The organism is Saccharopolyspora sp. CA-218241 (genome assembly GCF_050954615.1).
Classification (GTDB): domain Bacteria; phylum Actinomycetota; class Actinomycetes; order Mycobacteriales; family Pseudonocardiaceae; genus Saccharopolyspora; species Saccharopolyspora cebuensis.
Genome location: NZ_CP191860.1, coordinates 4,441,401 through 4,465,456 on the forward strand (window position 1 = coordinate 4,441,401; position 24,056 = coordinate 4,465,456).

At 72.8% G+C, this 24,056-nt stretch carries 22 protein-coding genes; 10 read left to right on the plus strand and 12 right to left on the minus strand.

Annotation, left to right across the window (positions count from 1 at the left end; all coding sequences use genetic code 11):
• Positions 1-317 precede the first annotated feature (317 nt).
• Positions 318-2,030, minus strand: coding sequence for an IlvD/Edd family dehydratase (locus tag ACQP0T_RS21120; RefSeq protein ID WP_433869635.1), 1,713 nt, complete (start codon positions 2,028-2,030; stop codon positions 318-320).
• A gap of 218 nt (positions 2,031-2,248) precedes the next feature.
• Here ACQP0T_RS21120 and ACQP0T_RS21125 point away from each other — a divergent pair, with 218 nt between their 5' ends.
• Positions 2,249-3,595 (plus strand): MFS transporter, encoded by a 1,347-nt coding sequence (locus tag ACQP0T_RS21125; protein WP_433869636.1) that lies wholly within the window; start codon positions 2,249-2,251, stop codon positions 3,593-3,595.
• 51 nt (positions 3,596-3,646) lie between these two features.
• Here the strand turns inward: ACQP0T_RS21125 and ACQP0T_RS21130 are convergent, their stop codons facing one another.
• From ACQP0T_RS21130 to mraZ, 4 genes are all read right to left on the minus strand, one after another.
• Entirely contained in the window at positions 3,647-5,482 is a 1,836-nt protein-coding gene (locus ACQP0T_RS21130; protein ID WP_433869637.1) for a peptidoglycan D,D-transpeptidase FtsI family protein, read from the minus strand.
• A complete protein-coding gene (locus ACQP0T_RS21135) occupies positions 5,482-6,093 on the minus strand; it encodes a hypothetical protein (protein WP_433869638.1) in 612 nt (203 codons plus the stop codon). Before ACQP0T_RS21135 ends, ACQP0T_RS21130 begins: the two co-directional genes overlap by 1 nt.
• A 55-nt stretch (positions 6,094-6,148) precedes the next feature.
• On the minus strand, positions 6,149-7,156 hold the full coding sequence (gene rsmH, locus ACQP0T_RS21140) for a 16S rRNA (cytosine(1402)-N(4))-methyltransferase RsmH (RefSeq protein ID WP_433869639.1): 1,008 nt from the start codon (positions 7,154-7,156) through the stop codon (positions 6,149-6,151).
• A gap of 344 nt (positions 7,157-7,500) precedes the next feature.
• Positions 7,501-7,932 (minus strand): division/cell wall cluster transcriptional repressor MraZ, encoded by a 432-nt coding sequence (mraZ, locus tag ACQP0T_RS21145; RefSeq protein WP_345355212.1) that lies wholly within the window; start codon positions 7,930-7,932, stop codon positions 7,501-7,503.
• Between the two features lie 561 nt (positions 7,933-8,493).
• Here mraZ and ACQP0T_RS21150 point away from each other — a divergent pair.
• From ACQP0T_RS21150 to ACQP0T_RS21160, 3 genes are read left to right on the plus strand one after another with little or no spacing between them, the layout of a single operon-like run.
• Complete coding sequence (locus tag ACQP0T_RS21150) at positions 8,494-9,492, plus strand: AAA family ATPase (protein ID WP_433873799.1); 999 nt, start codon at positions 8,494-8,496, stop codon at positions 9,490-9,492.
• Positions 9,493-9,494: 2 nt separating this feature from the next.
• Positions 9,495-10,724 carry a DUF58 domain-containing protein gene (locus ACQP0T_RS21155; RefSeq protein ID WP_433869640.1) on the plus strand — a complete coding sequence of 410 codons (1,230 nt, stop codon included), beginning with the start codon at positions 9,495-9,497 and terminating at the stop codon, positions 10,722-10,724.
• On the plus strand, positions 10,721-12,934 hold the full coding sequence (locus ACQP0T_RS21160) for a transglutaminase TgpA family protein (RefSeq protein WP_433869641.1): 2,214 nt from the start codon (positions 10,721-10,723) through the stop codon (positions 12,932-12,934). Before ACQP0T_RS21155 ends, ACQP0T_RS21160 begins: the two co-directional genes overlap by 4 nt.
• A 287-nt stretch (positions 12,935-13,221) precedes the next feature.
• Here ACQP0T_RS21160 and ACQP0T_RS21165 read toward each other — a convergent pair whose 3' ends face one another.
• Positions 13,222-13,647: a DUF3040 domain-containing protein gene (locus ACQP0T_RS21165; protein ID WP_345355221.1), complete on the minus strand. Its 426-nt coding sequence runs from the start codon at positions 13,645-13,647 to the stop codon at positions 13,222-13,224.
• A 165-nt stretch (positions 13,648-13,812) separates the two neighbouring features.
• A complete protein-coding gene (locus ACQP0T_RS21170) occupies positions 13,813-14,553 on the minus strand; it encodes a class I SAM-dependent methyltransferase (protein WP_433869642.1) in 741 nt (246 codons plus the stop codon).
• A 104-nt stretch (positions 14,554-14,657) separates the two neighbouring features.
• Between ACQP0T_RS21170 and ACQP0T_RS21175 the strand changes: the two genes are divergently transcribed.
• Both ACQP0T_RS21175 and ACQP0T_RS21180 read left to right on the plus strand, forming a co-directional pair.
• The gene (locus tag ACQP0T_RS21175; protein WP_433869643.1) at positions 14,658-15,491 is read left to right on the plus strand and encodes a ParA family protein; all 834 of its coding nucleotides are present in this window, start codon (positions 14,658-14,660) and stop codon (positions 15,489-15,491) included.
• Between the two features lie 20 nt (positions 15,492-15,511).
• The gene (locus tag ACQP0T_RS21180; RefSeq protein ID WP_433869644.1) at positions 15,512-16,294 is read left to right on the plus strand and encodes a DNA-formamidopyrimidine glycosylase family protein; all 783 of its coding nucleotides are present in this window, start codon (positions 15,512-15,514) and stop codon (positions 16,292-16,294) included.
• A gap of 57 nt (positions 16,295-16,351) precedes the next feature.
• Here ACQP0T_RS21180 and ACQP0T_RS21185 read toward each other — a convergent pair whose 3' ends face one another.
• Together ACQP0T_RS21185 and ACQP0T_RS21190 are read right to left on the minus strand one after the other, a co-directional pair.
• On the minus strand, positions 16,352-17,617 hold the full coding sequence (locus tag ACQP0T_RS21185) for a uracil-xanthine permease family protein (RefSeq protein ID WP_433869645.1): 1,266 nt from the start codon (positions 17,615-17,617) through the stop codon (positions 16,352-16,354).
• 460 nt (positions 17,618-18,077) lie between these two features.
• Positions 18,078-18,974 (minus strand): helix-turn-helix transcriptional regulator, encoded by an 897-nt coding sequence (locus ACQP0T_RS21190; protein WP_433869646.1) that lies wholly within the window; start codon positions 18,972-18,974, stop codon positions 18,078-18,080.
• Between the two features lie 219 nt (positions 18,975-19,193).
• On the opposite strand from ACQP0T_RS21190, the gene ACQP0T_RS21195 reads away from it, so the two are divergent.
• From ACQP0T_RS21195 to ACQP0T_RS21205, 3 genes are all read left to right on the plus strand, one after another.
• The gene (locus ACQP0T_RS21195) at positions 19,194-19,340 is read left to right on the plus strand and encodes a hypothetical protein (protein ID WP_433869647.1); all 147 of its coding nucleotides are present in this window, start codon (positions 19,194-19,196) and stop codon (positions 19,338-19,340) included.
• Positions 19,341-19,462: 122 nt separating this feature from the next.
• Positions 19,463-20,209: an SDR family oxidoreductase gene (locus tag ACQP0T_RS21200; protein WP_433869648.1), complete on the plus strand. Its 747-nt coding sequence runs from the start codon at positions 19,463-19,465 to the stop codon at positions 20,207-20,209.
• 69 nt (positions 20,210-20,278) lie between these two features.
• Positions 20,279-21,196, plus strand: coding sequence for a LysR family transcriptional regulator (locus ACQP0T_RS21205; RefSeq protein WP_433869649.1), 918 nt, complete (start codon positions 20,279-20,281; stop codon positions 21,194-21,196).
• On the opposite strand, the gene ACQP0T_RS21210 is transcribed toward ACQP0T_RS21205, so the two are convergent.
• From ACQP0T_RS21210 to ACQP0T_RS21220, 3 genes are all read right to left on the minus strand, one after another.
• Entirely contained in the window at positions 21,183-21,929 is a 747-nt protein-coding gene (locus ACQP0T_RS21210) for an SDR family oxidoreductase (RefSeq protein WP_433869650.1), read from the minus strand. The two genes, ACQP0T_RS21205 and ACQP0T_RS21210, sit on opposite strands and share 14 nt — an antisense overlap.
• Positions 21,930-21,986: 57 nt before the next feature.
• Entirely contained in the window at positions 21,987-22,757 is a 771-nt protein-coding gene (locus ACQP0T_RS21215; protein ID WP_433869651.1) for an oxidoreductase, read from the minus strand.
• Positions 22,758-23,024: 267 nt separating this feature from the next.
• Positions 23,025-23,369: a winged helix-turn-helix transcriptional regulator gene (locus ACQP0T_RS21220; protein WP_433869652.1), complete on the minus strand. Its 345-nt coding sequence runs from the start codon at positions 23,367-23,369 to the stop codon at positions 23,025-23,027.
• Positions 23,370-23,472: 103 nt separating this feature from the next.
• Here ACQP0T_RS21220 and ACQP0T_RS21225 point away from each other — a divergent pair, with 103 nt between their 5' ends.
• Positions 23,473-23,883, plus strand: a complete 411-nt coding sequence (locus ACQP0T_RS21225) for a RidA family protein (protein ID WP_433869653.1) — start codon at positions 23,473-23,475, stop codon at positions 23,881-23,883.
• Positions 23,884-24,056: the final 173 nt, after the last annotated feature.

Sequence of the window (24,056 nt, forward strand, 5' to 3'; positions counted from 1 at the left end):
GCCCCGCACCGGCACCGGCCCACGGCTGCCCATCACCCGTTCGATACGTGAGTGAGGGGCACCCTTGCCCGAGTTAGGGGTTCTTTCCGAATGCGGCGCAGCCGCATGCGGTGAGGCCGTCAGCTTGCACCGCCGCGGGTTCTCAGCGGTCTTCTCGCGAGGACAGCGCCGACGCCGGGTACGAAGTGGGTACAGCAGAAGGCGATCGGCGCAGCGAGAAGACCGCTGAGGTTCCGCCACCCGCACTGCCACGCAGATCATTGGCGAAAGCGGTCCTTACTCGGGCAAGGGTGCCCCTCACCTCGGAATCCGCCGGGTCAGTGGCCGTCCCGGGGGACGTAGGAGCCCGAGCCGCCGACCAGGAAGTCCAGGTCGGCGCCGTCGGAGGCCTGCAGCACGTGGTCGACGTAGAGCCGCGGCCAGCCGCGCGGGTACGGGTTCTCCGGCGCCTGCCAGGCCGCCCGCCTGCGGGCCAGCTCGTCCTCGTCGACCTCCAGGTCCAGCCGCCGCTCGGCGGCGTCGATGCTGATCAGGTCGCCGTCCCGGACCAGCGCCAGCGGTCCGCCCGCCGCGGCCTCCGGGGTGACGTGCAGGATCACGGTGCCGTAGGCGGTGCCGCTCATCCGGCCGTCGGAGATCCGGACCATGTCGTCGATGCCCCGGTCGAGCAGCTTCTTGGGCACCGGCACGTTGGCCACCTCGGGCATCCCCGGGTAGCCCTTCGGACCGGCGTTGCGGATGATCAGCACGGTGTTCTCGTCGATGTCGAGATCGGGGTCCTTGCACACCGCGTAGTAGTCGTCGACGTCCTCGAAGACCCGCGCCGGACCGCGGTGGCGCAGCAGCCGGGGCGAGGCGGCCGACTGCTTGACCACCGCGCCGCCGGGGGCCAGCGAGCCGCGCAGCACGGCGGTGCCGGTGCCGACGGCCTGGAACGGCTCGTCGAACGGGGTGATCACGTCCCGGTCGTGCACCTCGGCGTCGGCGATGTTCTCGGCGACCGTCGCGCCGCTGACGGTGCTCACCTCGCCGTCGATCAGCCCGCCCAGCTCCTTCATCACCGCGGGCAGCCCGCCCGCGTAGCAGAAGTCCTCCATCAGGTACTTCCCGCTCGGCGCCAGGTTCACCAGGGTCGGGACCTCGCGGGTGTCGGCGTCGAAGTCGTCGATGCTCAGGTCGACCCCGACCCGCTTGGCGATGGCGATCAGGTGCACCACCGCGTTGGTGGAGCCGCCGATCGCGGCGTTGACCCGGATGGCGTTGCGGAACGCCTCGCGGGTCAGCAGGTCGGAGGGCTTGACGTCGGCGTCGACCAGCTCGACGGCCCGCTGCCCGGTGCGCTGGGCGGTGGCGTAGCGCCGGGCGTCCACCGCGGGCCAGGAAGCGGCGTAGGGCAGCTGCATCCCGAGCCCCTCGACGATGCAGGCCATCGTCGAGGCGGTGCCCATCGTCATGCAGTGCCCGTTGGAGCGGGACATGCAGCTCTCGATGAAATAGCACTCCTCCTGGGTGATCCGGCCTGCGACGAGGTCCTCCTCGGCCTTCCAGACCGCGGTGCCGGAGCCGACCTCGGTGCCCCGGTACTTGCCGTTGAGCATCGGGCCGCCGGTGAGCATCACCGTCGGCAGGTCCACGCTCGAAGCGGCCATCAGCAGCCCGGGCGTGGTCTTGTCGCAGCCGGACAGCAGCACCAGGCCGTCGAGCGGGTTGGCCCGGATGGTCTCCTCGGCCTGCATGGCCAGCAGGTTGCGGTAGAGCATCGCCGTCGGGCGCAGCAGCGTCTCGCCCAGCGCCATGTTCGGGAACTCCAGCGGGAACCCGCCCGCCTGCCACACCCCGCGCTTGACCGACTCGGCGAGGCGCTGCTGGTGGGCGTTGCAGGGCGCCAGCTCCGACCACGTGGTCCCGATGCCGATCACCGGCCGCCCGTCGAACACCTCGTCGCTGTAACCCTGGTTCTTCACCCAGGAGCGGGCCGTCATCCCGGCTCGCCCGAACGCTCCGAACCACTCCGCGCTGCGCCGCGCCATCAGCCCTCTCCCTCGCCGCCGTGGGGCTCGACCGGGGCGAACGTAACCAGCTCCCCGGCACCGGACGCAAGAGATATCCGCGATTTCGAACAATGGTTGCAGTATCGAACATCCGGCGGGCGACAGCGTTGACGCTCCCCCACCCCGACCTACAGTCGTGAGCCGCATCTCACTCGAACCAGGTTCGGTATTTCGGACACACCTCATCGGGAGGCAGTGTGCAAGCGGCGGACCACGCCCAGGACGAGGCGCTGACCAGCGCGATCCGGCGCGTGATGGTGCGGCTGATGCCGTTCCTGTTCTTCATGTACATCATCGCGTTCCTGGACCGGGTCAACATCGGGTTCGCCAAGGAGGAGTTCCAGCTCCACGCCGGGATCTCCGAGGCCGCCTACGCCTTCGGGGCCGGGCTGTTCTTCATCGGCTACGCGCTGTTCGAGGTGCCCAGCAACCTGATCATGCAGCGGGTCGGCGCGCGCTGGTGGATGTGCCGGATCATGGTCACCTGGGGCCTGATCTCCGCGGCGATGGCGCTGGTGACCAACGAGCTCACCTTCTACGCGCTGCGCTTCCTGCTGGGCGTGGCCGAGGCGGGCTTCTTCCCCGGCGTCATCCTGTTCATCACGCACTGGGTGCCGCACGCCTACCGGGCCCGCTGCAACGCGCTGTTCTACCTGGGCATCCCGCTGGCCTCGGTGCTCGGCGGCCCGCTGTCCGGGATGCTGCTGGAGCTCGACGGGCTCGCCGGGCTGTTCGGCTGGCAGTGGATGTTCGCGGTGGAAGGGCTGATCGCCTGCGTCGTCGGCGTCTGGGCGTTCTACTACCTGGACAACAAGCCCGCGCACGCCCGCTGGCTCAGCCCCGCCCAGCGCGACGCGCTGCAATCGGCGGTGGACGCCGAAGCCGCGGCCAAGGAGGGGCGCGGCGGTCCGCACCGGGTGTGGAAGGCGCTGGTCGACGCGCGGGTGCTGTACTTCTGCCTGGTCTACTTCCTGATCCAGTGCAGCGTCTACGGGATGACGTTCTACCTGCCGTCCCAGGTCGCCGCCGCGGTCGGCGCCGACGTCGGGCTGCTGGTCGGGCTGGTGACGGCGATCCCGTGGACGGTCGCGCTGCTGGTCAACATCACCGTCTCGATCGGCGCCGACCGGGTGGGCCAGCAGCGCAAGCGCTTCGTCGCGGCGGCCTGCGTGGTCGGCGGCTCGGTCGGCATCGCGGCCTCGGCGTTCTTCGGCAACCCGGTGCTGGCCATCGCGGGGCTGTCGGTGGCGGCGGCCGGCTACATCTCGGTGCAGCCGGTGTTCTGGACCTTCCCCGCCGCCTACCTCACCGGCAGCGCCGCCGCGGCGGGCATCGGGCTGATCAACTCGCTGGGCAACCTCGGCGGGTTCGTCGCCCCGATCGCCAAGACCTGGGCCGAGGACGTGCTGAACTCCGACACCGCCGGGCTCTACCTGCTGGCGCTGTGCGGTCTCGGCGCGGGCGCGCTGTTCCTGCTGATCTCCCGGTTCCGCGACCCGGTCGACGAACGCCCCGGCGAACCGGAAACCGCCGAACGCCCCTGACCGGCCCGGTGACCGGGCGGCGGGAGCCCCGCCGCCCGGTCGCGGTGGTCTCTAGTGGAGTTGGAGGGTTTGGACCGGAGCGGGTTCCGGGGACAGCGGGATGTGGTAGCGCCGGGTCAGGTAGTCGGCGATGTCGTGGAACAGCGGGGCGGCCGTCGACGCCTCCGGGACCTCCGCGGTGGGCGCGTCGAGCATCAGGCCCACCACGAAGCGCGGATCGTCGGCCGGGACCATCCCGGCGAAGGTGATCCAGTGCTTCTCGTTGCTGTAGCAGCCGCACTCCGGGTCGATCTGCTGGGCGGTGCCGGTCTTGCCGGAGATCTGGTAGCCCGGCAGCGCCGCCTCCGGACCGGTGCCGGTCTGCTGCGGCGCGTCCTGCACCACCCCGCGGAGCATGTCCTTCACGGTGTCGGCCGTCCGCTCGCTCACCACCCGCACGCCTTCCGGCTCCGGGGCCTCCACCCGGGTGCCGTCGGGCCGGACCTCCGCCGAGATCACCCGGGGCGGTACCCGCACCCCGTCGTTGGCGATGGTCTGGTACATCCCGGCCATCTGGAGCACCGTCATCGACAGCCCCTGCCCGATCGGCAGGTTCGCGAACGTCGAGCCGGACCACTCCTCCGGCGGCGGCAGGTACCCGGAGCTCTCGCCCGGCAGCCCGATCCCGGTGGACCGGCCCAGGCCGAACTTGCGCGCCAGGTCGTAGAACCGCTGCTCGCCGAGCTTCTGGGCGACCATCAGGGTGCCCACGTTGGAGGACTTGCCGAGCACGCCGGTGAAGGTCAGCGGGATGGTGCCGTGCGGCCAGGCGTCCCCGATCGTCCGGTCCGCCACCTCGATCGAGCCGGGCACCTGGAGCACCGTGTCCGGCGCGACCAGGCCGTCCTCGATGGCCCCCGCCGCGGTGATCACCTTGCCGACCGAGCCGGGTTCGTAGGCGTGCGTGACGGCCGGGTTGCCGAGGTTGGCGTCCCAGCTCCCGCCCGGGTCGAAGGTCTTGTCGTTGGCCAGCGAGTACACCTCGCCGGTCTTGGCGTCGAGCACCACCGCGCTGGCGTTGGCCGCCCCCGTCTTCCTGGCGTAGTCGGCGAGCCGCTGCTGCACCACGTACTGCAGGTCGGAGTCGATGGTCAGCTCCACGTCCGAGCCGGGCACCGCCGGGTCGAGCACCTGCTCGGTGCCCGGGATGACCAGGTTCGACTGACCGGCCGCCGTGTCGGAGACCTTGACCCCGTTCTCGCCCGCCAGCACGTCGTCCATGGCGGACTCCAGCCCGATCATGCCGCGCACCCGGTTCTCGTCCATCCGCCAGTTCGCGGCACCGATGATGTTCGCCCCGACCTTGCCCGCCGGGTACTCCCGGGTGGCGCGGTACTCCGCGCCGATGTGCGGGAACTTCTCGGTGATCAGCGCCGCCTTGCTCGCGTCGACCTGCTCGCCGAAGTAGGTGAACTGGACGTCCGAGTTCAGCGCGTCGAGCACTTCCTGCTCGCTGATCTGGCCATCGAGCACGTGGTCGATGTAGGTCGCGATCTCCTGCTTGTACTCGGCGGCGGTGGGCTTGGTCGGGTCCTCCCGGTGCGCCTCGTCGAAGGTCCGGGTGAGGTCGCGCGGGTTGGCGTAGAGCTTGCGCGCCTCGTTGCTGAAGGCCAGCACGTTGCCGGCCCGGTCCACGATGGACCCGCGCTCGGCGACGATGTCGCCTCGCGTCTCGCGCTGCTGCTCGGCCATCGCCGAGAGCTCACCGGCCTCGAACGCCTGGAGCTGGATCAGCTTGCCCGCGGTGAGCACCAACGCCAGCACCATCAGCGCGTTGGCCACCCGCAGCCGCCGCCCGCTGCCCGCGACGTCGGTGCGCGCGGTTCGCTTCGTGCCGCGTCGGACCATCAAGGAGCCTCCGGATCGGGCGCACCGGGCGGCGGAGGCGGCGACGCCGGGGTCGGCGCCTCGGACGGCTCACCGATGACCTCGACCGACCCGTCCGGGCGGGGCATCAGGTGGCCGACCCCGGGGGCGGGCACCATGCCGAGCTCCTCGGCGCGGCGTTGCAGGGCGGGCGTCGAATTCATCGAGCTGACGTCGCGCATCAGCTCCTCCTTGCGCACGTTGAGCAGCCGGATGCGCTCCTCGCCGCGCTGGATCTGGTAGCTGCCGCCGACCGCCGAGATGGACAGCCAGAGGGTCGTGGCCAGGCCGAGCAGGCACACCGACATGACGACCACCACCAGCGGCAGCCGCAGCAGCGCGCCCTTCTCCGGGAGCTTGGCCCGGGCCTTCGCGGGACGCCGCGCGCCCGCCGCGACCCGCCGTTCGTCGAGGTTCTGGCGCTGCCTGCGCGGGCGGCGCTCGGTGGTCTCGCGCTGGGAGCGCTCGCGGCGCTCCTCGCGGCGCGCGTAGGCCCGTTCCGCCGCGGCGGTCCGGGTCCGCTTGGTCGTTCCGCGCTCCTGCTCGGCGGCCTTGGTCGCGCGGGCCGCCTTGGTACGGGGTGGTGCCGTCATCCCGCCTCCTCTGCCGTGCGGTGTCCGCAGCCCCGCCGCGCCGGGGGCCCGGCGCTCACACCGGCTCCTCGGAAATCCGTTCCGCCGCCCGGCATCGCACCGACGCGGCTCTCGGGTTGATCTCGATCTCCTGCTCCCCCGCCAGTTCCGCGCCGCGGGTGAGCAGCTTCAGCTCCGGGCCGTGCCCGGGCAGCTCCACCGGCAGGTCCACCGGGGTCCGGGACTTGGACCGCTCGGCGAGCACCCGCTTGACCATCCGGTCCTCCAGCGAGTGGTAGGACAGCACGACCATCCGGCCGCCGACCGCCAGCGAGTCCAGCGCCGCGGGCAGCGCCCGCGCCAGCACGTCGAGCTCGGCGTTGACCTCGATGCGCAGCGCCTGGAAGGTGCGCTTGGCCGGGTGCCCGCCGGTGCGCCTGCTGGCCGCAGGCACCACGCCGTAGAGCAGGTCCACCAGCCGACCGCTGCGCTCGAACGGCTCCTTCTCCCGGGCCCGCACCACCGCGGCGGCGATCTTGCCCGCGAACCGCTCCTCGCCGTAGACCCGCAGCACCCGCGCCAGCTCGGCGGCCGAGTAGGTGTTGAGCACCTCCGCCGCGGTGCGCGGCGCCCCCGGGTCCATCCGCATGTCCAGCGGCGCGTCGTGCGCGTAGGCGAAACCGCGCTCCGGCTCGTCGAGCTGCAACGAGGACACGCCGAGGTCGAACAGCGCACCGTCCACCTGGGACAGTCCCAGCCCGGCCAGCGCCTCGGTCCACTCGTCGTAGACGGCGTGCACCAGGCGAGCCCGGTCGCCGAACGGGGCGAGCCGCTGCCCGGCCAGCCGCAGCGCGTCCGGGTCCCGGTCGAGGCCGACCACGGTCAGCTCCGGATGCGCCGACAGCAGCGCCTCGGCGTGCCCGCCCATGCCGAGCGTCGCGTCCACCACCACCGCGGGCCGCCCGGACAGCGCCGGCGCCAGCAGTTCGAGCGTGCGCTCCAGCAGGACCGGCACGTGCCGGTCGCGCGCGGAGCCGTGCTCATCGGCCACGGCGGTCCCTCCCTCCCGCGTGCCGCTGTTCATTCGGAAGTCCTTTCAGCAAGCGGCGGAGCCGCTTCGCGGTGCGGCGCCCGACCGGCACCGCCGCGGGTCCGCAGCCGTCACCCCGCGAGGGCGGGGGCGACGTCCGGAACGGGCAGCGCGGTCCTCGCCGCGAGCCGTTCCGAGACCACTCCTCCGCTCCCCGAACACCGAAGCGGGCCCGGGATTCGGGCCCGCGTCCTCCGTGCTGCTCCCCGGAACCCGTCAGGTCCCCGCCCGCCCGTCGCGTCCTGGCACCGGGGAAGATGCACCAGGCGTGCGATAGCCGAGCGGACCGAGGCCTCACGAGGCCCGAGGACGCGTGCGCTCCGACCGGGGCGGCCGGATCAGAACACGCCGGGCAGCACCTCCTCCTGAGCCGTGGCGTAGCTCTCCTCGTGCTCGTCGAGGTAGCTCTGCCACCGCTCCGCGTTCCAGATCTCCAACCGGTTGATCGCGCCGATCACCACGCACTCCTTGGCCAGATCGGCGTACCGGCGCAGCTCCGGGGCGATCGGGATGCGCCCCTGGCCGTCCGGTCGCTGCTCGTCGGTCCCGGCGAACAGGTAGCGCTGGTAGGCCCGGACCGATTCGTTGGTGAACGGCGCGTCGGCCACCTTGCGGGCCATCTGCTCGAACTCGGCGCGCGGGAACACGTAGAGGCAGTGATCCTGTCCCTTGGTGATCATCAGCCCCCCCGCCAATGCTTCCCGGAACTTCGCCGGCAACGTCAGACGCCCCTTGTCGTCGAGTTTCGGGTAGTGGGTGCCGAGGAACATCCCTCGTCCACCTCCCGATCCCTCCGGCGGAGCGCCCCGTCCGAGCGCACCGCCGCGGCGGTTGCTCCGCGGGGCCGTTCGGCGCGGGGTCGTTCGGAGGACCGCCAACCCCTCTTCGGCCGCCCGTCCGCCCCACTTTCCCCCACACTACCCCACCCGCCACCACCGTCAACACGAAACGACCCGGCCACCCCCGGAAGCCTGACGGCGTTTCCGCAGGTGGGGCGTCCGAGGTGGCGGGTGGGGAATTCCCGGCCGCCGCGCTCCCCCGAGGATGCGCGACACGCCCGCGCCTCCGCCGCCCGGGGCCGCCCGGCGCCGGGTGCCTGCGGAGGTGGGGCGGAGTGGGGGGCGGTGCGGGTGTGCCGGAAGGGGGTGTCCGTTTGGCACACTGCACGAGCACGGTGCGCGACCCTGCGGCCGAACCGGCCCGGGTCCGCGCGGAACCGTCGGCGGTCCGGCCGCCGACGCGACGCTCGGGTGGGACGTCCGCGACCGCGGGCACTCCCGCGAGACACGGGAGGTGGCGTGACGCCCAAGGCAGAGCTCTCCGGCTCACCGATGCCGGATTCCGCCGAGGCGGAACCGCACGCCCCGGGAGTGGAAGCGCTGCACGGCACCCTCCAGCGCATCGCCGCCAACGTCGAGCAGGTGCTGGTCGGCAAGTCCGACGTGGTGCGCATCGCGCTGGTGACCATGCTGGCCGAGGGGCACCTGCTGGTGGAGGACGTGCCCGGGGTGGGCAAGACCTCGCTGGCCAAGGCGCTCGCCCGGTCCATCGACTGCACCGCCAGCCGGATCCAGTTCACCCCGGACCTGCTGCCCAGCGACATCACCGGCGTCTCGGTCTACAACCGGGCCTCCGACTCCTTCGAGTTCCGCCCCGGGCCGGTGTTCGCCGACATCGTGGTCGGCGACGAGATCAACCGCGCCTCGCCCAAGACGCAGTCCGCGCTGCTGGAGTGCATGGCCGAGCAGCAGGTCACCGTGGACGGCGAGACCTACCCGCTGAGCACCCCGTTCATGGTGATCGCCACCCAGAACCCGATCGAGATGGAGGGCACCTACGCGCTGCCCGAGGCGCAGCGGGACCGGTTCACCGCGCGGGTCTCGATCGGCTACCCGGACGCCCGCGCCGAGTTGGCGATGGTCGACGAGCACGCCGGCCACGACCCGCTCGGCGAGCTGCGCCCGGTCGCCGACAGCGCGCAGGTGCGGGCGCTGCTGGAGACGGTGCGCGGCATCCACCTGTCGCCGGAGATCCGGCGGTACGTGATCGACCTGGTCACCGCGACCCGGAAGCTCTCCGAACTGCGGCTCGGCGCCTCGCCCCGCTCCACCCTGCAACTGGTCCGCACCGCCCGGGCGCAGGCCGCGCTCGCCGGGCGCGAGTACGTGATCCCGGACGACGTGCAGGCGGTGGCGGTCCCCGTGCTGGCGCACCGGCTGGTGCTCACCAACGAGGCGCGGGCGGCCCGGAAGTCGGCGGCGGAGCTGGTGCGGTCGCTGCTCACCCGGATCCCGGTACCGCGCGGCGACTCCGACGCCGGACGACGCTGATCATGCTCAGCGGCCTGACCATCCGGGGGCGCTGCCTGCTGGCGGCGGGGGTGGCCGCGGCGGCGTGCTCGCTGGTCCTCGACGAGCGGGACCTGCTGCGGGTGTCGGTGTTCGTGGTGGCGCTGCCGCTGCTGGCCCTGCTGCTGTCGGCGAGCACCCGCTTCGGCATCACCGCCGAGCGGCGGGTGCTGCCGGACCGGGTCGAGGTGGGCACCGAGGCCCAGGTGCGGCTGCGGATCACCGGCAGCGGGCGGCTGCCGGTCGGCGGCCTGGTGCTGGAGGACGGCGTCCCGCACGCGCTCGGCGGCCGACCGCGGTTCCGCCTCGACGCGCTGCCCCGCCGCGAGGGGACGGTGCTGGAGTACCCGGTGCTGCCGTCGCTGCGCGGCGTCCACCACATCGGACCGCTGCGCACCCGGATCGGCGATCCGTTCGGGATGGCCGAGTTCGAGCGCGAACTCGCCGACCGCAGCAGGCTGATCGCGGTGCCGCAGGTCGTCGAGCTCACCGGGTTCCCCGCGGCCGCCGGGATGGGCAGCGGCGGCGAGGGCACCACCCGGCAGCGCGCCGGGCACGGCGACGACGACGCGATGGTCCGGCAGTACCGGCACGGCGACGACATCCGGCGGGTGCACTGGAAGTCCAGCGCGCGCCGCGACGAGCTCATGGTCCGGGTCGAGGAACGGCCGTGGCACGGCGATCTCACCGTGCTGCTGGACCGGCGCTCGGCCGCGCACCGGGGCAGCGGCGCCCGCTCCTCGCTGGAGTGGGCCGTCTCGGCGGCGGCCAGCATCGCGCTGCACCTGCAACGGCACGGCCGGACGCTGCGGCTGGTCACCGAGGACGCCGAGCCGCTGGCCTCCGGGCTCGACCAGGACGGGGTGCTCGACGCGCTCGCGGCGGTGCGCGGATCGGCCCAGCGCGACCTGGTGTGCACCCGCGACCCCGGCGCCGGGCACGAGCTGATCGCGGTGCTCGGCGAGACGACCCCCGCGGCGGCCACCGAACTGGTCAAGCTCCGCCCGCAGGGCAGCCGCAGCCTCGCGGTGCTGCTCGACGTCGCGGCCTGGAACGGCGGCGAAGGCGGCTTCGACCCGGAGCGCACCGCGCGGCAGTTGCGCGCCGCGGGCTGGACCGTCGCGGTGGCGCGCGGACCCCGCACGTCGATCGCCGACGTGTGGCGGGACCTGTGCCTGGACCACACCGGACCCGAGGGGGTGGTGGCGTCATGAGCGCGCGGGTGGACACCTCGGTGGTGGCCACCGGCGCGGGCGGGCTGGCGGTGCTGTGCACGGCCACCTCCTTCACCGGCGTGCTGGCCGATCTGCGGTGGCTGCTGCCCGCGACGATAGTGGTGGCCCTGCTGGGCGGCATCGGGATCGCCGGGCGCAAGCTGAACCAGCACCCGGTCGTGGTGGTGCTGGCCCAGCTGGTCGGGCTGCTGCTCGGGCTGACCGCGCTGTTCACCGGCTCCGGCGTGCTGGGCGTGCTGCCCGGTCCCGCGGCGATCGGCGAACTCGGCGCGCACCTGTCCGGCGCGCTGGAGCAGGTGCGCGCCGGGGTCCCGCCGGTGCCCGCCGAACCCGCGCTGCAATGCCTGCTGTGCCTGGGCGTCGGCCTGGTCGCCATCGCCGTCGACGTCATCGTGGTCGGGATGGGCGCGCCCGCGGTGGCCGGTCTGGTGCTGCTGTGCGTCTTCGCGGTCCCGGCGTCGCTGGCGGCGCGGCTGCTGCCGTGGTGGAGCTTCGCGCTCGGCGCGCTGGGCTTCGCGCTGCTGCTGGCCTGCGGCGGTCAGCAGCGCTGGCAGCGCCGCGAACCCGGGGACCGGATCGCGCACACCCTGTTCGGCCGCACCACGGTCGGCCTGGCGAGTTCGGCGGCGGTCGTCGCGCTGGTCAGCGGCGTCGCGTTCACCGGCGTCGGCACCGAGGGACGGCTGCCCGGTTCGGAGGCGGACATGGCGGGCGGCACCAGCGGGATCGGGCTGCAACCGTTCACCTCGCTGCGCGGCCAGCTCGAACGGGACGAGGTCGTCGAGCTGTTCCGGGTCCGGGGCCTGCCGGATGAGGCCTACCTGCGGGCGCTGACGCTGCGCCGGTTCAACCCCGAGCAGGGCTGGCGGCTCGAAGGGCTCACCCAGGGCGTGCCCGCCGGTCCGGACCTGCCGCCGCCGGAGGGCACCCCGCCACCGGCCGAACCGCCCGCGCGGGTGGAGATCCGGCCGGTCGGCTACCGCGATCCGTGGCTGCCGGTGTTCGGCGTGCCGACCGGGGTGACCGGGATGGGCCCGTCGTGGCGCTACGACCCGGCGGCAGGGGTCGTGTTCACCCAGACCAACCAGGACAGCCGCCCGTACACCGAGGAACTCGTGCTGCCGGACCCGTCCCCGGAGGAGCTGCGCTCCGCGACCGGCTCGATGCCGATCGCACCCGAGTACCTGGACGCCAGCGGCATCCCGCCGGAGGTCACCGCGCTGGCCCGCCGGCTGACCGCGGACGCCGACAACGACTTCGACCGCGCGGTGGCGATCAACCGGTTCTTCACCGACCCCGCCAACGGGTTCCGCTACGACCTGCAGACCGCGCCGGACACCGGCATCAGCGCGCTGTCGGACTTCCTGTTCCGGGGCAAGCGCGGGTTCTGCGAGCAGTACGCCTCGTCGATGGCGGTGCTGCTGCGCGCGGTCGGCGTGCCGTCCCGAGTGGCGATCGGCTTCACCGCGGGCTACCGGGACGGCGACGAGCGGGTGATCACCACCGAGGACGCGCACGCCTGGGTGGAGGTGTACTTCCCCGGCCACGGCTGGCAGACCTTCGACCCGACTCCGCTGGAGGACGGCCGCACCGCGCTGCCCGGCTTCCTGGAGGCCGACGCCGGCCCGGCCGTCCCGGCGCCGCCTCCGCCGCCCGGGCAACCCCAGTCCCAGGCCCCGCAGCCGCCCACCGCGGGACCGGCGCCCGAGCAGCCCGCGCAGCCCGACGCCACCCGCCGCGAACCGGAGTCCGGCGGGTCCGGCGTGGCCTGGGTGATCGCCCTGGGCGCGCTGGCGGTGGTCCTGCTGGCCGCCCCCGCCGCGGTGCGCGCCGCCCGCCGCCACCTCCGGCTGCGCGCGGCGACCAGCGGAGGCGCCGGAGCCGCGTGGCGCGAGGTGCTCGACGAGTTCCAGGACCGGGGCAGCACGCCCGGGCGCGGCGAGACCGCGCGCGGGGTGGCCACCGCGCTGGCCGAGCGGCACGGCTTGGACCAGGACGCGACCCGCTCGCTGCGCGAGCTGGTGACGGCGGTCGAACGCCAGTGGTACGGCCCACCGGAGCCCGACACCGCCCGGGACCTGTCCCCGGCGGTGTCGGCGGTGCTGGCCGGGATCGCCCGCAGCGCCCCGCTGACCTGGCGGGAACGGCTGTTCCCCCGCTCGGTGCTGCGACCGCTGCGCGACGGGTGAGCCCCTCCCGCCACCGAGCCCGCAGCCCGCACCGCCGCGAACGACCCCCTCACCAGTTCGGGAGATGAGTGAGGGGCACCCTTGCCCGGGTCAGGGGTCATTTCAGCATGCGGCGGAGCCGCATGCGGTGCGGCACGCAACTTGGACCGCTGAGGTTCCGCCACCCGCACCGCCACGCAAGCCATTGGCGAAAGCAATCCTTACTTGGACAAGGGTGCCCCTCACCCACCGCGTTCGGGCGCGCGAAATCGCCCACCGGCGCACCGGTGGGCGACGGGCGATCCGCACTACTGCTCGAAGCGCTTGCGGAAGCGGTCTTCCATGCGCTGCGAGAGGGAGCCGCGGGCGCGGGGGGCCTGCCCCTTCTTGCCCTTCCGGGCGGCACCTCCGCCCCCGGAATCCCCTTGCTCGGCTTCGGCGTCCTCTCCGCCACCACCACGCAATGCGGACAGGACGATCACTGCTCCGCCGAACATCACGAGGAAGCCGACCACGCTCACCACTGGGATATCGGCCGGCTTGACCGGTATCACCACGCCGACGACCAGCAGGACCAACCCGAGTGCGAAGACGGCGATGCCCTGCAGGCGTCGCCGCCTGGAAGGTCGTTGCAACCGCCCGCCGCGCACGGTGGAGGCGAACTTGGGGTCCTCGGCGTAGAGCGCGCGCTCGATCTGGTCGAGCAGTCGCTGCTCGTGCTCGGAGAGTGGCATGGCTCCTCCTCCGGCACAGGTCTGTCGTGGCGCCGGAGACCCGCGAGGGGCTTCCTCGCGGCCTGGGGCCCGGCGAACGCTTGGGGGCGTCATCCTCGAGGATACGGTTCCGGGGACGCGACGACTACCCGGTCCCCGAACCGGAACCGTGCGAGGTTGCCGACATCATCCCCTCGGTGCAGCGATTCGGCCCAGCGCGTGCAGCCGGGTGGCCACGTCGCGCAGCGGCGAACGGACCGCGGCGACCCGCTCCAGCTCCGCGACCTGGTCGGCGGCCGTCGGACTGCTGTCCGACACCGACCCCGGCACCAGGTCGCTCAGCGCGCCTTGGCCCTGCACCAGCTCGACGGTCAGGCCCGCGTCGCCGAGCTGCGCGCGCAGGCCCTCGGTGTCGAAGCGGCGCAGCAGCGGGTCGGCGGTGCCCTCCAGCCTGCCGTGCGGGTCCGCCAGCAGCCCCAGCGCCTCGTCCACGCGCCCGGCCAGCGCCCGCCCCAGGACCGCGGCGTAGCGGTTCACCACCAGCACCGACACCACCCCGCCGGGCGCGGTGGCCGCGACCAGCGCCGCCAGCGAGCTGTCCACGTCGTCGACGAACTCCAGCAGGCCGTGCGCCAGCACCAGGTCGGCCCCGCCTTCCGGGCTCAGCACGGCCAGGGCGTCGGTGTCGCCCTGCAACGGCGTGATCCGGTCCGCGACCCCCGCGTCCAGCGCGCGGCGCTCCAGGGTCGCCAGCGCGTTCGGGCTCGGGTCCACCACCGTCACCGAGCACCCCGCGGCGGCCAGCGGCACCGCCCACACCCCGCTGCCACCGCCGACGTCGAGCACCCGCGGCGACCGCCCACCCCGGCGGTCGCGGGCCTGCTCCAGCTCGGCTTCCAGCACCTGGCGGACGACGTCGGATCTCATGGTGAGCAGCGTAATCCCGCACCGCTGCGACGATGCAGCGGCGTGCGGATCACCAAACGCCAACGGTGCTCCGCGCCCGGGCCCGCGTTCCGTAGGCTACGAGCGTGCGAACCGTGGCAGTGCTGAGCCTCAAGGGCGGCGTGGGGAAGACGACCGTGGTGCTGGGTCTGGCGTCCGCGGCGATGCGCCGCGGGGTCCGCACCCTCGTCGTGGACCTCGACCCGCAGTGCAACGCGACCGCCTGCCTGGAACCGGAGGACACCGAGCGCGGCATCAGCGACGTGCTCGCCGATCCCCGGCCCGAAGTGCTCGAAGCGGCCCTGTCCAGCACCTCGTGGGGCGAGGAGGTCGACGTCCTGGTCGGTTCCGAGGACGCCGAGTCGATCAACGGGCACCACGGCGACGACGGCGACCTGGAACGGCTCACCACGGCGCTGTCGACGCTGGACGACCTGGTGGCCGAGGACGAACTCCCCTACCAGCTGGTGCTGCTGGACTGCCCGCCGTCGCTGGGCAGGCTGACCCGCTCGGCGCTGGTGGCCGCCGACCGCGCGCTGCTGGTCACCGAGCCGACCATCTTCGCCGTGTCCGGCGTGCAACGGGCGTTCGAGGCGGTGCAGGCCGAGCGCGAGTCCACCAACCCGGACCTGCAACCGCTGGGCGTCATCGTCAACCGGGTCCGGCCGCGGTCGCACGAGCACCAGTTCCGGATCGAGGAGCTGCGCGAGATCTTCGGCCCGCTGGTGATGCCGGTGGCGCTGCCGGACCGGCTCGCCGTGCAGCAGGCGCAGGGCGCCTGCCTGCCGATCCACGGGTGGGGGACGCCCGGCGCGCGGGAAGTCGCACTGGCGTTCAACCTGCTGTTGGCGCGGACGCTGCGCGCCGGCCGGAGCCGCGCGGCCGATCCGGCCGACGAGGACTTCGACGAGGACGACTGACCGAGGGGCGGTGAGCGCCGGTGCCGGAGGGCGACACGGTCTTCCTGACCTGCCACCGGCTGCACGCGGCGCTGGCGGGCCGGGAGCTGACCCGCGGCGAGGTCCGGCACCCCGAGCTGGCCGCGCTGGACCTCGGCGGGCGCGAGATCACCGAGGTCCGCCCGGCGGGCAAGCACCTGCTGATCCGGTTCGCCGACGGTCACACGCTGCACAACCACCTGCGGATGGACGGCTCCTGGCACCTCTACCCGCCCTCGGCGCGGTGGCGGCGCCCCGCGCACCAGGTCCGCGCCGTGCTCGGCACCGACGACCGGCTCGCGATCGGTTTCAACCTGCACGACCTGCGCTGGCTGCCGACCCGCGAGGAGGACCGGGTGGTGGGGCAGCTCGGGCCGGACCTGCTCGATCCGGCCTGGGACGAGGAGCTGGCCGCCGAAGCCGCCCGGCGGCTCACCGCCGACCCGGAGCGCGAACTCGGCCAGGCGCTGCTGGACCAGACCACCGTGGCCGGGATCGGCAACCTCTACGGCACCGAGGTGTGCTTCCTGCTCGGCCGGTCGCCGTGGGCGCCCGTCGGGGAGGTCGACGCCGCCCGCGCCGTCCGGCTGGCCCGGGACCTGCTGGAGCGCAACGCCTGGCACCCCGAGCAGTCCACCACCGGCACCCTGCGGCGCGGCGCGCAGCACTGGGTCTACGGCCGCCGCCGCTGCCTGCGCTGCGGCGGACCGGTGCACCGGGGCTCCCAGGGCGAGGGCACCCGGGCCCGCGTCACCCACCACTGCCCCACCTGCCAACCCCGCTGACCCCCCACCGCGCCGAACAGGTTCCGAGTGCGGGGCACGAAGGGGTGAGGCGAGGTCTCAGGTGGTGCGCAGGTCCGCCAGGCGCCGCAGCGCCGGGTAGAGCACGACGATGCCCACCGAGCCCCAGACCATCCCGGTGATGCGGAGTTCGCCCAGGGACAGGGTCAGGTCGCCGACCCCGGCGATGACCGCGGTGCCGAGCACCGCGAGGTTGACCGGGTCGGCGAAGTCGACGTCCGCGGCGGTCCAGATCCGGACCCCGACCAGCGCCAGCAGGCCGAACAGCACCAGCATCGCGCCGCCGAGGGCGCCCATCGGCACGGTGCCGATCAGCGCGCACAGCTTCGGCGAGAACGACAGGAGCACCGCGGCCAGCGCCGCCACCACGCACGCGGCCGTCGAGTAGACCCGCGTCACGGCCATCACGCCGATGTTGGCGGGGTGGCTGCTCAGCGCCGAGCCGCCCGCCGATCCGGACAGGGTCACCGCCAGGCCCCCGCCGATGAGGGCGTCGCCGACGAACCGGTCGAGGTCGCGACCGCTGGCGGCCGCGACGACCTTGAGGTGCGCGACGTGCTCGGCGACGAGCACGATCACCAGCGGCAGCAGGAACGGCATCGCCGACAGGTGCAGCTCCGGGCTGATCAGCTCCGGCAGCCCGAACCACGGCGCCGCGTGCAGCTCCCGCACCCGGTGCTCGGCCAGGCCGCCGCTCAGCGCCGTCGCGCCCCACCCGGCCAGCACGCCCACCAGCACCGAGATCCGCGCCGGCAGGCCCCGGCTGAGCACGGTGCTCAGCACGATCACGCCCAGGGTCACCGCACCGGCCGCGGGCTGCGCGCCGAACGCGGACACCGCCTGCGGTGCCAGCCCGAGCCCGATCATCAGCACCACCGCGCCGGTGACCACCGGCGGCATCGCCGACTCCAGCAGCCGGACGCCGAGCGCCTTCACCGCTATCCCGACGGCGACCACGACCAGCCCGACGACGACGATCCCGCCGAGCAGCGCCTCCGGGCCGACGCCGCCCTCGTCGGCGGCGACGCTGAGCGGGACCACGAAGGCCGCCGAGGCGCCGAGGTAGCTGGGCACCTGGTTGCGGGTCAGCGCCAGGAACAGCAGCGTGCCGACGCCGGAGAGCAGCAGGGTGGTCGCGACCGGGAAACCGGTCACCAGCGGTACGAGGGTCGTGGTGCCGAACATCGCCAGCAGGTGCTGGGCGCCGAACCCGGCGGTGAGCGGCCAGCTCAGCCGCTCGTCCGCGCCGACGACCGCGTCGCGCAGCGGGGGGCGACCGTCGCCGTGCACGGTCCACAACGCCACGTTCGTCCTCCCCCGAGCGTCCGGTCAACCGGACTCAGCCACGCCGAGTGGCAGCCAAGGGAAGATTACTATTTCGCATCACACAATCAAGGGATAACAACGGAGCAAGACCAGCACGGACAGTGATCGTCGGTGCGCCCGTTCAGGAGCCGGGAAGCAGGGACGGCCACTCACCCGAGAACCGGACGCGAACCCGCGTTCGGACGATCGGCGCGGTGGCCCGGTCGGCGCGGTGAGCCGGCCAGTGGCCCCGCGGGACGGCGGGAACGGCCGTCGGCGCCGGCGTCGGACCCGTCACGGGTGGCCGGACGCGGTGTCGGCGGGGTTGAGGCACCGGCGATGGGCGGCCAGGCTCAGCCTCGGACCGGTACCGGATCCGGCGTCCGTCGGCGAGGTCGACGACGCGCTGCTCACTGGTGGCCGTGGCTGATGGCTGCGGGGGGCGAGCCGGCTGCCCACCTCACCCGCTCCGGTGCGGCCGCCCGTGGTCACGCGTCGCTCCTGGGGCAGCGAGGATGCCGGCCCGCGCGAGCTTGGTTTCGTCCTCGCTGCCCGGAACCGCCGTATAGGCGACGACCTTGAGCTCGGTGTCCCCGTCCGTCAGGACATCGCAGTCGACGTGCACTTCCCCGATGACGGGGTGCCGGATGGTCTTGCGGTCTTCGGCGTGCCGGCCCACGGCGGCATCGGCCCAGAACGCGGCGAACCGGGGGTTGCCGGCGACCCTGCTGGCCACGAGTTCGGACACGCGCGGATCGTCGGGGAACCTGGCCGCGGCTCGACGCAGGTCGGCCACGAGGGCCCGGTCGGCGGCCTCTGCGTTGACCGGGATGACCGGCCAGCTCGTCAAACGGCCGCGATCCGAGGTGACCGGAAAGCGCGACCGCACCAGGTTTCGCTCCTCGGCGCCGATCCTCGTGGGTTCGCCGAACAGCGCTGCCCACTTGGGGTTCCACCAGACCAGCTGCCAGTCCGCGGCGAAGACCGCGACCGGAGTGGAGCCGAGCAGGGTCAGCAACCGGAGCATGCTCGGCGGGATGTCGTCGACGACCCGCCGGTCCTGCGGCGGCCCGAGCCCAGCGAGCCGATGGAGGTGGTCCCGCTCGTCCTCGGAAAGCCGGAGCGCGTGGGCCAACGAACCGACGACCTGCTCGGAGGGGCTGACCGCACGGCCCTGCTCGAGTCGCACGAGGTAGTCGACGGAGAGGCCGGCCAGCTCGGCGAGCTCCTCCCGCCGTAGGCCCGGCGATCGGCGCACCCTGTCCACCGGCAGTCCGACGGCTTCGGGCGAGAGCCGGTCCCGCCAGGCCCGAAGCGTCGCGCCCAGCTGGTTGCCGACGGCCTGTGCCTTGTTCACCACTGCATCGTAAGGAACGCTTCCGGCACGGATCCGCGGAGCGGTGCGAGTGGCGGAACCTCGGCCGCCGGCGGTCCGAGCCGCGTGCCCCACCGCGCAGCGGCTCCGCCGCGTCCCGAAGTCGCCGCAAGTCTGTTCCGGTGCTCGCCCGGTGGTACTGGTGGTCCTACCGAGAACCGTTCCCTGGCTGGTCCCGGCGGCTCGGCGAAGACTTGGCGCATGCCCAGGACCACGTTCACCACCGGCGCCGACAAGCCTCGCATGGTGCAGCCGACCGGACTGCGCAGGGCTTCCTCGCCCGTGCACCGGCACCACGACCAGCTCGGCGCCGGGACCGTGGACGGCGCTCCGCTGCGCAAGTCCTGACACGCGCCGGGGCGAGCCGCCTGGCACCCCCACGACCACCGGAAGCGCGCCGGCCTGCACTCCGCGCAACGCCCGGGAGCACGCGCGTCCGGTTCCAGACCACCGCACCGAGAGGGAGACCCATGACCACCCGACCGCTCGAAGGCAAGACCGCATTGGTGACCGGAGGTTCCCGAGGTGTCGGCGCCGGCATCGTCGCGCGCCTGGCGGCCGACGGCGCAGCGGTGGCGTTCACCTACGCCCGGTCCGCCGAGCGCGCGGACGACGTCGCGACCGCAGTCGTCGCCGCGGGGGGAACCGCGCTCCCGATCCGCGCCGACAGCATGCACGAGCAGGACATCGAAGCCGCCGTCGCGCGGACCGTCGAGCGGTTCGGCAGCCTGGACATCCTCGTGAACAACGCCGCCGTAGCCACCGTTGCGCCGATCACCGACCTGACGATGGACGAGATCGACGCGATGCTCACGGTCAACGTGCGGTCCGCCATCGTCGCGATCCGCCAGTCCCTGGCTCACATGGGCGCAGGCGGGCGGATCATCAACATCGGCAGCGTCAACGCCGACCGGACGCCGTTTTCCGGCCAGTCGGTCTACGCGCTGACCAAAGGCGCGCTGGCGAGCCTCACCCGCGGCCTCGCGCGTGAACTGGCATCGCGCCGGATCAGCATCAACAACATCCAGCCCGGGCCGATCGACACCGATGCGAACCCCTCCGACGGGCCCACCGCGCAGGCCATGCTCGGTGTCATGGCGACCGACCGCTATGGCACCGCCGCGGAGGTCGGCGCCTTCGTGTCCTACGTCGCCGGGCCTGACGCCGACTACATCACCGGCTCCAGCCTGGACATCGACGGCGGCTTCACCGCCTGACGGCCGCGGCCGTGCGCTGTCACATCGATCACCGGGCGGGTCGTCCGGTGCGTGGGGAGAGGTGCGGCGTTGACTCTTCGCCAGTTCGAGTACGCCCTGGCCGTCGCCGAAGCGGGCTCGGCGACCGCAGCAGCGGAATTGCTGCGGGTCGCCCAGCCGTCGGTGTCGCAGCAGATCCGCGGACTGGAGCGGGAACTCGGCGTGGCGCTGTTCGCCCGCACGCCGACCGGGCTGGTGCCCACCGCGGTCGGTCGCGCGTTCCTGCGAGACGCGGAAGTCGCGGTGAGGACGGCGCGCCGGGCGAAGGCGACGGCGCGGGCCGGTGCCGATGAGCGGGAAGGCGAGCTGGTGGTCGCGGCGCAGATGGGACTGGGCACGCGGCAGCTGCCGGGTGCGCTGAGCGCTGTGCGCCGCCGGTTCCCTCGGCTGGAGATCACCGTGTTCGAGGAGGCGAATCCGGCTGAGCTGAAGCGGCTGGCGCGCCGGGGCGCGGTGGATCTCGGCCTGGTGGGCGGGCCGTGCGAGGACGGCCGGTACGAGGGCCACCACCTCGGTGACGAGGAGTTCGTCGCGGTGCTGGGTCCCGAACAGGCGCGGCTCGCCGCGGACCGGGTCGAGCTCCGCGACGTGGCGCGGGAGCCGTGGATCAGGTTCGACCACGGCAGCGCGCTCGACGGCGTGCTGCGGGACGTCCTGCGCGACAACGAGCTGTCCCCCACCACGGTCGCCCGCGTCTCCCAGACCGCGACGGCGCTGCGCTGGGCCGCCCACGGACTGGGGGTGACCCTCGTGCCGGCCTCCGCCGTGCCACCCGGATTCGAGCACCTCGCCCGTCCCGTCGTGCCCGGCATCTCCATGCCCACCGTCGCCGCGGTCCGGCCCGGCGCGGGACCGGCGGAAATGACCTTGCTCGAAATCCTGCGTCAGGAGACCTGGCACTACCCCGGCTTCCCCGGCAACCGGCCGGGCGTGCTCACAACTGGGTGATGCCGCCGTCCACCACGAACTCGGCGCCCGCGGTGTAGGTGGCATCGAAGGCCAGGAATGCCACCGTCCTGGCGACTTCTTCCGGAGTCCCGAACCGCCGCATGGGGTTCTCCGCGACCCGTTCCGCCTTGAACTGCTCGCCGGCCTCCCTGGTCATCGTGCTCTCCAGGATTCCCGTGTCGACCGGGCCGGGGCTGACCGCGTTGACGCGGATTCCGCGCGGAAGGAGCTCGCGGGAGAGGCTGCGGACCATCGAGCGCAGCGCTGCCTTCCCGGCCGCGTAGACGCTGGCCTCCAGCATGCCCATGACGTTCGCGGCCGAAGTGGTCAGGACGACGCCGGCCCCCGTGCTCAGCAGCGGAGCGATCTTCTGCACGGTGAAGAAAGCGCCCTTGACGTTGACCGCGAACGATTGGTCGAACATCTCCTCGGTGGTCGATTCGAAAGGCATAGGACTGGTGACACCCGCGTTGACGAACAGCGCTTCCACCGTGCCGAGGTGGTCTCGTGCGTGGGAAGCCAGCGCGTCCAGGTCGGCGAGCGAAGCCACGTCGCCCCGGAAAGCCAGCGCGTTCTCACCGAGGCGCGCCACGGCGGTGTCGAGCGCGCTCCGGGAACGGCCGGTGATCAGCACCCGTGCTCCGCCGTCCACCAGCAGCTTCGCCGTCGCGAGACCTATGCCGCTGCTGCCGCCCGTGATCACGACGTTCCTGCCGCTGTACGTGTCGTTCATTTCCGGTACCTCTGCTTCTTCGATCGCTCGTCCGGCTCTTCGCTCACCTCGCCGACGTCAGCCCACGGGGAACTCGCCCCCGTCCACGGTGAGGTTCCTGCCGGTCAGCCAGCTCGCCCGGTCCGAGACGAGGAACAGCACCGCGTCGGCGATGTCGCCGGGCCGGCCGTCGCGTCCGAGCGGAGGCCGGGTGTCGTCCTGGTCCGTCCCCCCGCCCAGGCCCAGCTGCTGCTCCCGCGTCGCCTCGCCGCCGGGGGTGGCGGTCCGGCCGGGAGACACCGCGTTGACCCGGATCCCGAATGGGGCCAGTTCCAGGGCCAGCCCCCGGCTGTAGTTCCGCAGCGCCGCTTTCGCCGCCGTGTAGTGCAGGAACCCCGGCGCGGAGGTGGGGACGGCGGCCGAGGAGACGTGCACGACCGCACCCGCACGCCGCTCACGCATCCCCGGGGTCAGCAGCGCGTCCAACCGCACCGACGCCAGGTAGTTCAGGTCCAGCTGGTCCTGCCATTCCTCATCGGGGATGTCCCGGGCGTTCCGGAAAGGTCGTGCTCCACCTGCGTTGTCGACCAGGATGTCCACCCCGCCGAGGGTCTTCTGCGCGGCCTCGGCGACTGCTGCCACTCCGGCCCGGGTCCGCAGATCGGCCGCCACGAAGGCGGCGCCATCGGGCACCGTGCTCGACCTCGCCCTGGCGGTCGTCAGCACTTCGGCGCCCGCGTCCAGGAACTGGCGCACGATCGCCGCGCCGATTCCGCGTGAACCGCCCGTGACCACGACTCGCTTTCCGGCGAATTCTCGCGCTCCTGGACCGTTGTTCACCACGGCCATGCCGCTCGCCCTCTCGTCTTCCCATCGGGACCGCTCAACCGGAGAAGTGCGTCCTGCACGACCGCCAATCCCCCAGAGGAATCGCGGCGCACCGTCCCGCCTCGTCGAGCTGTTTTCAGCGTAGGCCGGGGGGACGTTGAGAGGCAAAGACGAAAATGCGGCACCCACCATAGGGTTTTCCTATGGTGCGTCCAACACTTCCCAGGACTTCGCGCTTCCGGCCGGCACACCCGGCGGCGTCGCCGCCGGGGCCCGGCCGGGGAAGCGTCAGCGTCCTGGTTCATCCTCCCGCGCGTCGAAAGCTTCGCGTGCGCCCGCGATAGCGGGCATGTTCCGCGAGGCCCAGGCCAGCAGCACGTCGATCGGGTGTCGAAGGGTCTTGCCGAGGGCCGTGATCCGATACCGGACCGCCACGGGGCGGGTGGAGACGACCTCGCGCTCGATCACGCCGTTGCGTTCGAGTCGCCGCAGCGTCGCGGTCAACGACTTCTGCGTGACCTGGGGAACGGCCCGGCGCAGTTCGTCGAACCGGCACGGGCGTTCGCACAATTCGTTCAGGACGCTCAGCGACCACTTGTCGAGGATCTGGTCGAGCAGTTCGCGATGGGGCATCGATGCGGAGTCCGGCGTCGGTATCCATGGCGAAACCCGGTCTCGTTGAAGTGTTTTTGTTCCACTAGGTAGCTTATGGATACCAATCGTGGAGGAGAGAGCCATGACTGTTCAGCACTTCACCCCGGACGGCATGCTGCGGCCGACCCCGTACCACCACGTGGCCGTCGGCACCGGGACGAAGCACGTCCACGTCAGCGGCCAGATCGCCCGCCAGGCCGACGGGACTCCGGTCGCACCCGGGGATCTGGCCGGCCAGGTCGCCCAAGCACTGCGCAACACGTCCGTCGGCCTGACGGGCGCGGGTGCGTCGTTCGCGGACGTGCTGCGCCTGACGTTCTACGTGACTGGATGGTCCCCGGCGAAGATCGGCGAGTTCATGGCCGGAGTCGAATCCGTTGCCGAGGAGATCGGACTCGGTCTGCCCATGCCGCCCGCCTCCCTCATCGGCGTCGAGCAGCTCTTCGAGGCGGACGTGCTCGTCGAGGTCGAAGCGACCGCTCTCCTCAGCTGACTTCCGGTCGGTTGAGGACCGCTGCCAGCCCGGGTGTGCGTGGCGGTGCGGGTTCCGCCCGGCCACGGGAAGACCCATCGGACGGACCCGGGCACCGGACCAGCTCGCGGGGAACCTCCCCGATGTCCCCCGTCGGTGGGATGATTGCCGGTGATGTGCGTGGCGGGCGTTCG

Coding starts and splice junctions, on each gene's coding strand:
- ACQP0T_RS21120 (WP_433869635.1), bottom strand. CDS start 2,030: ATGGCGCGGCGCAGCGCGGAGTGGTTCGGAGCGTTCGGGCGAGCCGGG.
- ACQP0T_RS21130 (WP_433869637.1), bottom strand. CDS start 5,482: ATGGTCCGACGCGGCACGAAGCGAACCGCGCGCACCGACGTCGCGGGC.
- ACQP0T_RS21135 (WP_433869638.1), bottom strand. CDS start 6,093: ATGACGGCACCACCCCGTACCAAGGCGGCCCGCGCGACCAAGGCCGCC.
- rsmH (WP_433869639.1), bottom strand. CDS start 7,156: ATGAACAGCGGCACGCGGGAGGGAGGGACCGCCGTGGCCGATGAGCAC.
- mraZ (WP_345355212.1), bottom strand. CDS start 7,932: ATGTTCCTCGGCACCCACTACCCGAAACTCGACGACAAGGGGCGTCTG.
- ACQP0T_RS21150 (WP_433873799.1), top strand. CDS start 8,494: ATGCCGGATTCCGCCGAGGCGGAACCGCACGCCCCGGGAGTGGAAGCG.
- ACQP0T_RS21155 (WP_433869640.1), top strand. CDS start 9,495: ATGCTCAGCGGCCTGACCATCCGGGGGCGCTGCCTGCTGGCGGCGGGG.
- ACQP0T_RS21160 (WP_433869641.1), top strand. CDS start 10,721: ATGAGCGCGCGGGTGGACACCTCGGTGGTGGCCACCGGCGCGGGCGGG.
- ACQP0T_RS21165 (WP_345355221.1), bottom strand. CDS start 13,647: ATGCCACTCTCCGAGCACGAGCAGCGACTGCTCGACCAGATCGAGCGC.
- ACQP0T_RS21170 (WP_433869642.1), bottom strand. CDS start 14,553: ATGAGATCCGACGTCGTCCGCCAGGTGCTGGAAGCCGAGCTGGAGCAG.
- ACQP0T_RS21195 (WP_433869647.1), top strand. CDS start 19,194: ATGCCCAGGACCACGTTCACCACCGGCGCCGACAAGCCTCGCATGGTG.
- ACQP0T_RS21200 (WP_433869648.1), top strand. CDS start 19,463: ATGACCACCCGACCGCTCGAAGGCAAGACCGCATTGGTGACCGGAGGT.
- ACQP0T_RS21210 (WP_433869650.1), bottom strand. CDS start 21,929: ATGAACGACACGTACAGCGGCAGGAACGTCGTGATCACGGGCGGCAGC.
- ACQP0T_RS21215 (WP_433869651.1), bottom strand. CDS start 22,757: ATGGCCGTGGTGAACAACGGTCCAGGAGCGCGAGAATTCGCCGGAAAG.
- ACQP0T_RS21220 (WP_433869652.1), bottom strand. CDS start 23,369: ATGCCCCATCGCGAACTGCTCGACCAGATCCTCGACAAGTGGTCGCTG.
- ACQP0T_RS21225 (WP_433869653.1), top strand. CDS start 23,473: ATGACTGTTCAGCACTTCACCCCGGACGGCATGCTGCGGCCGACCCCG.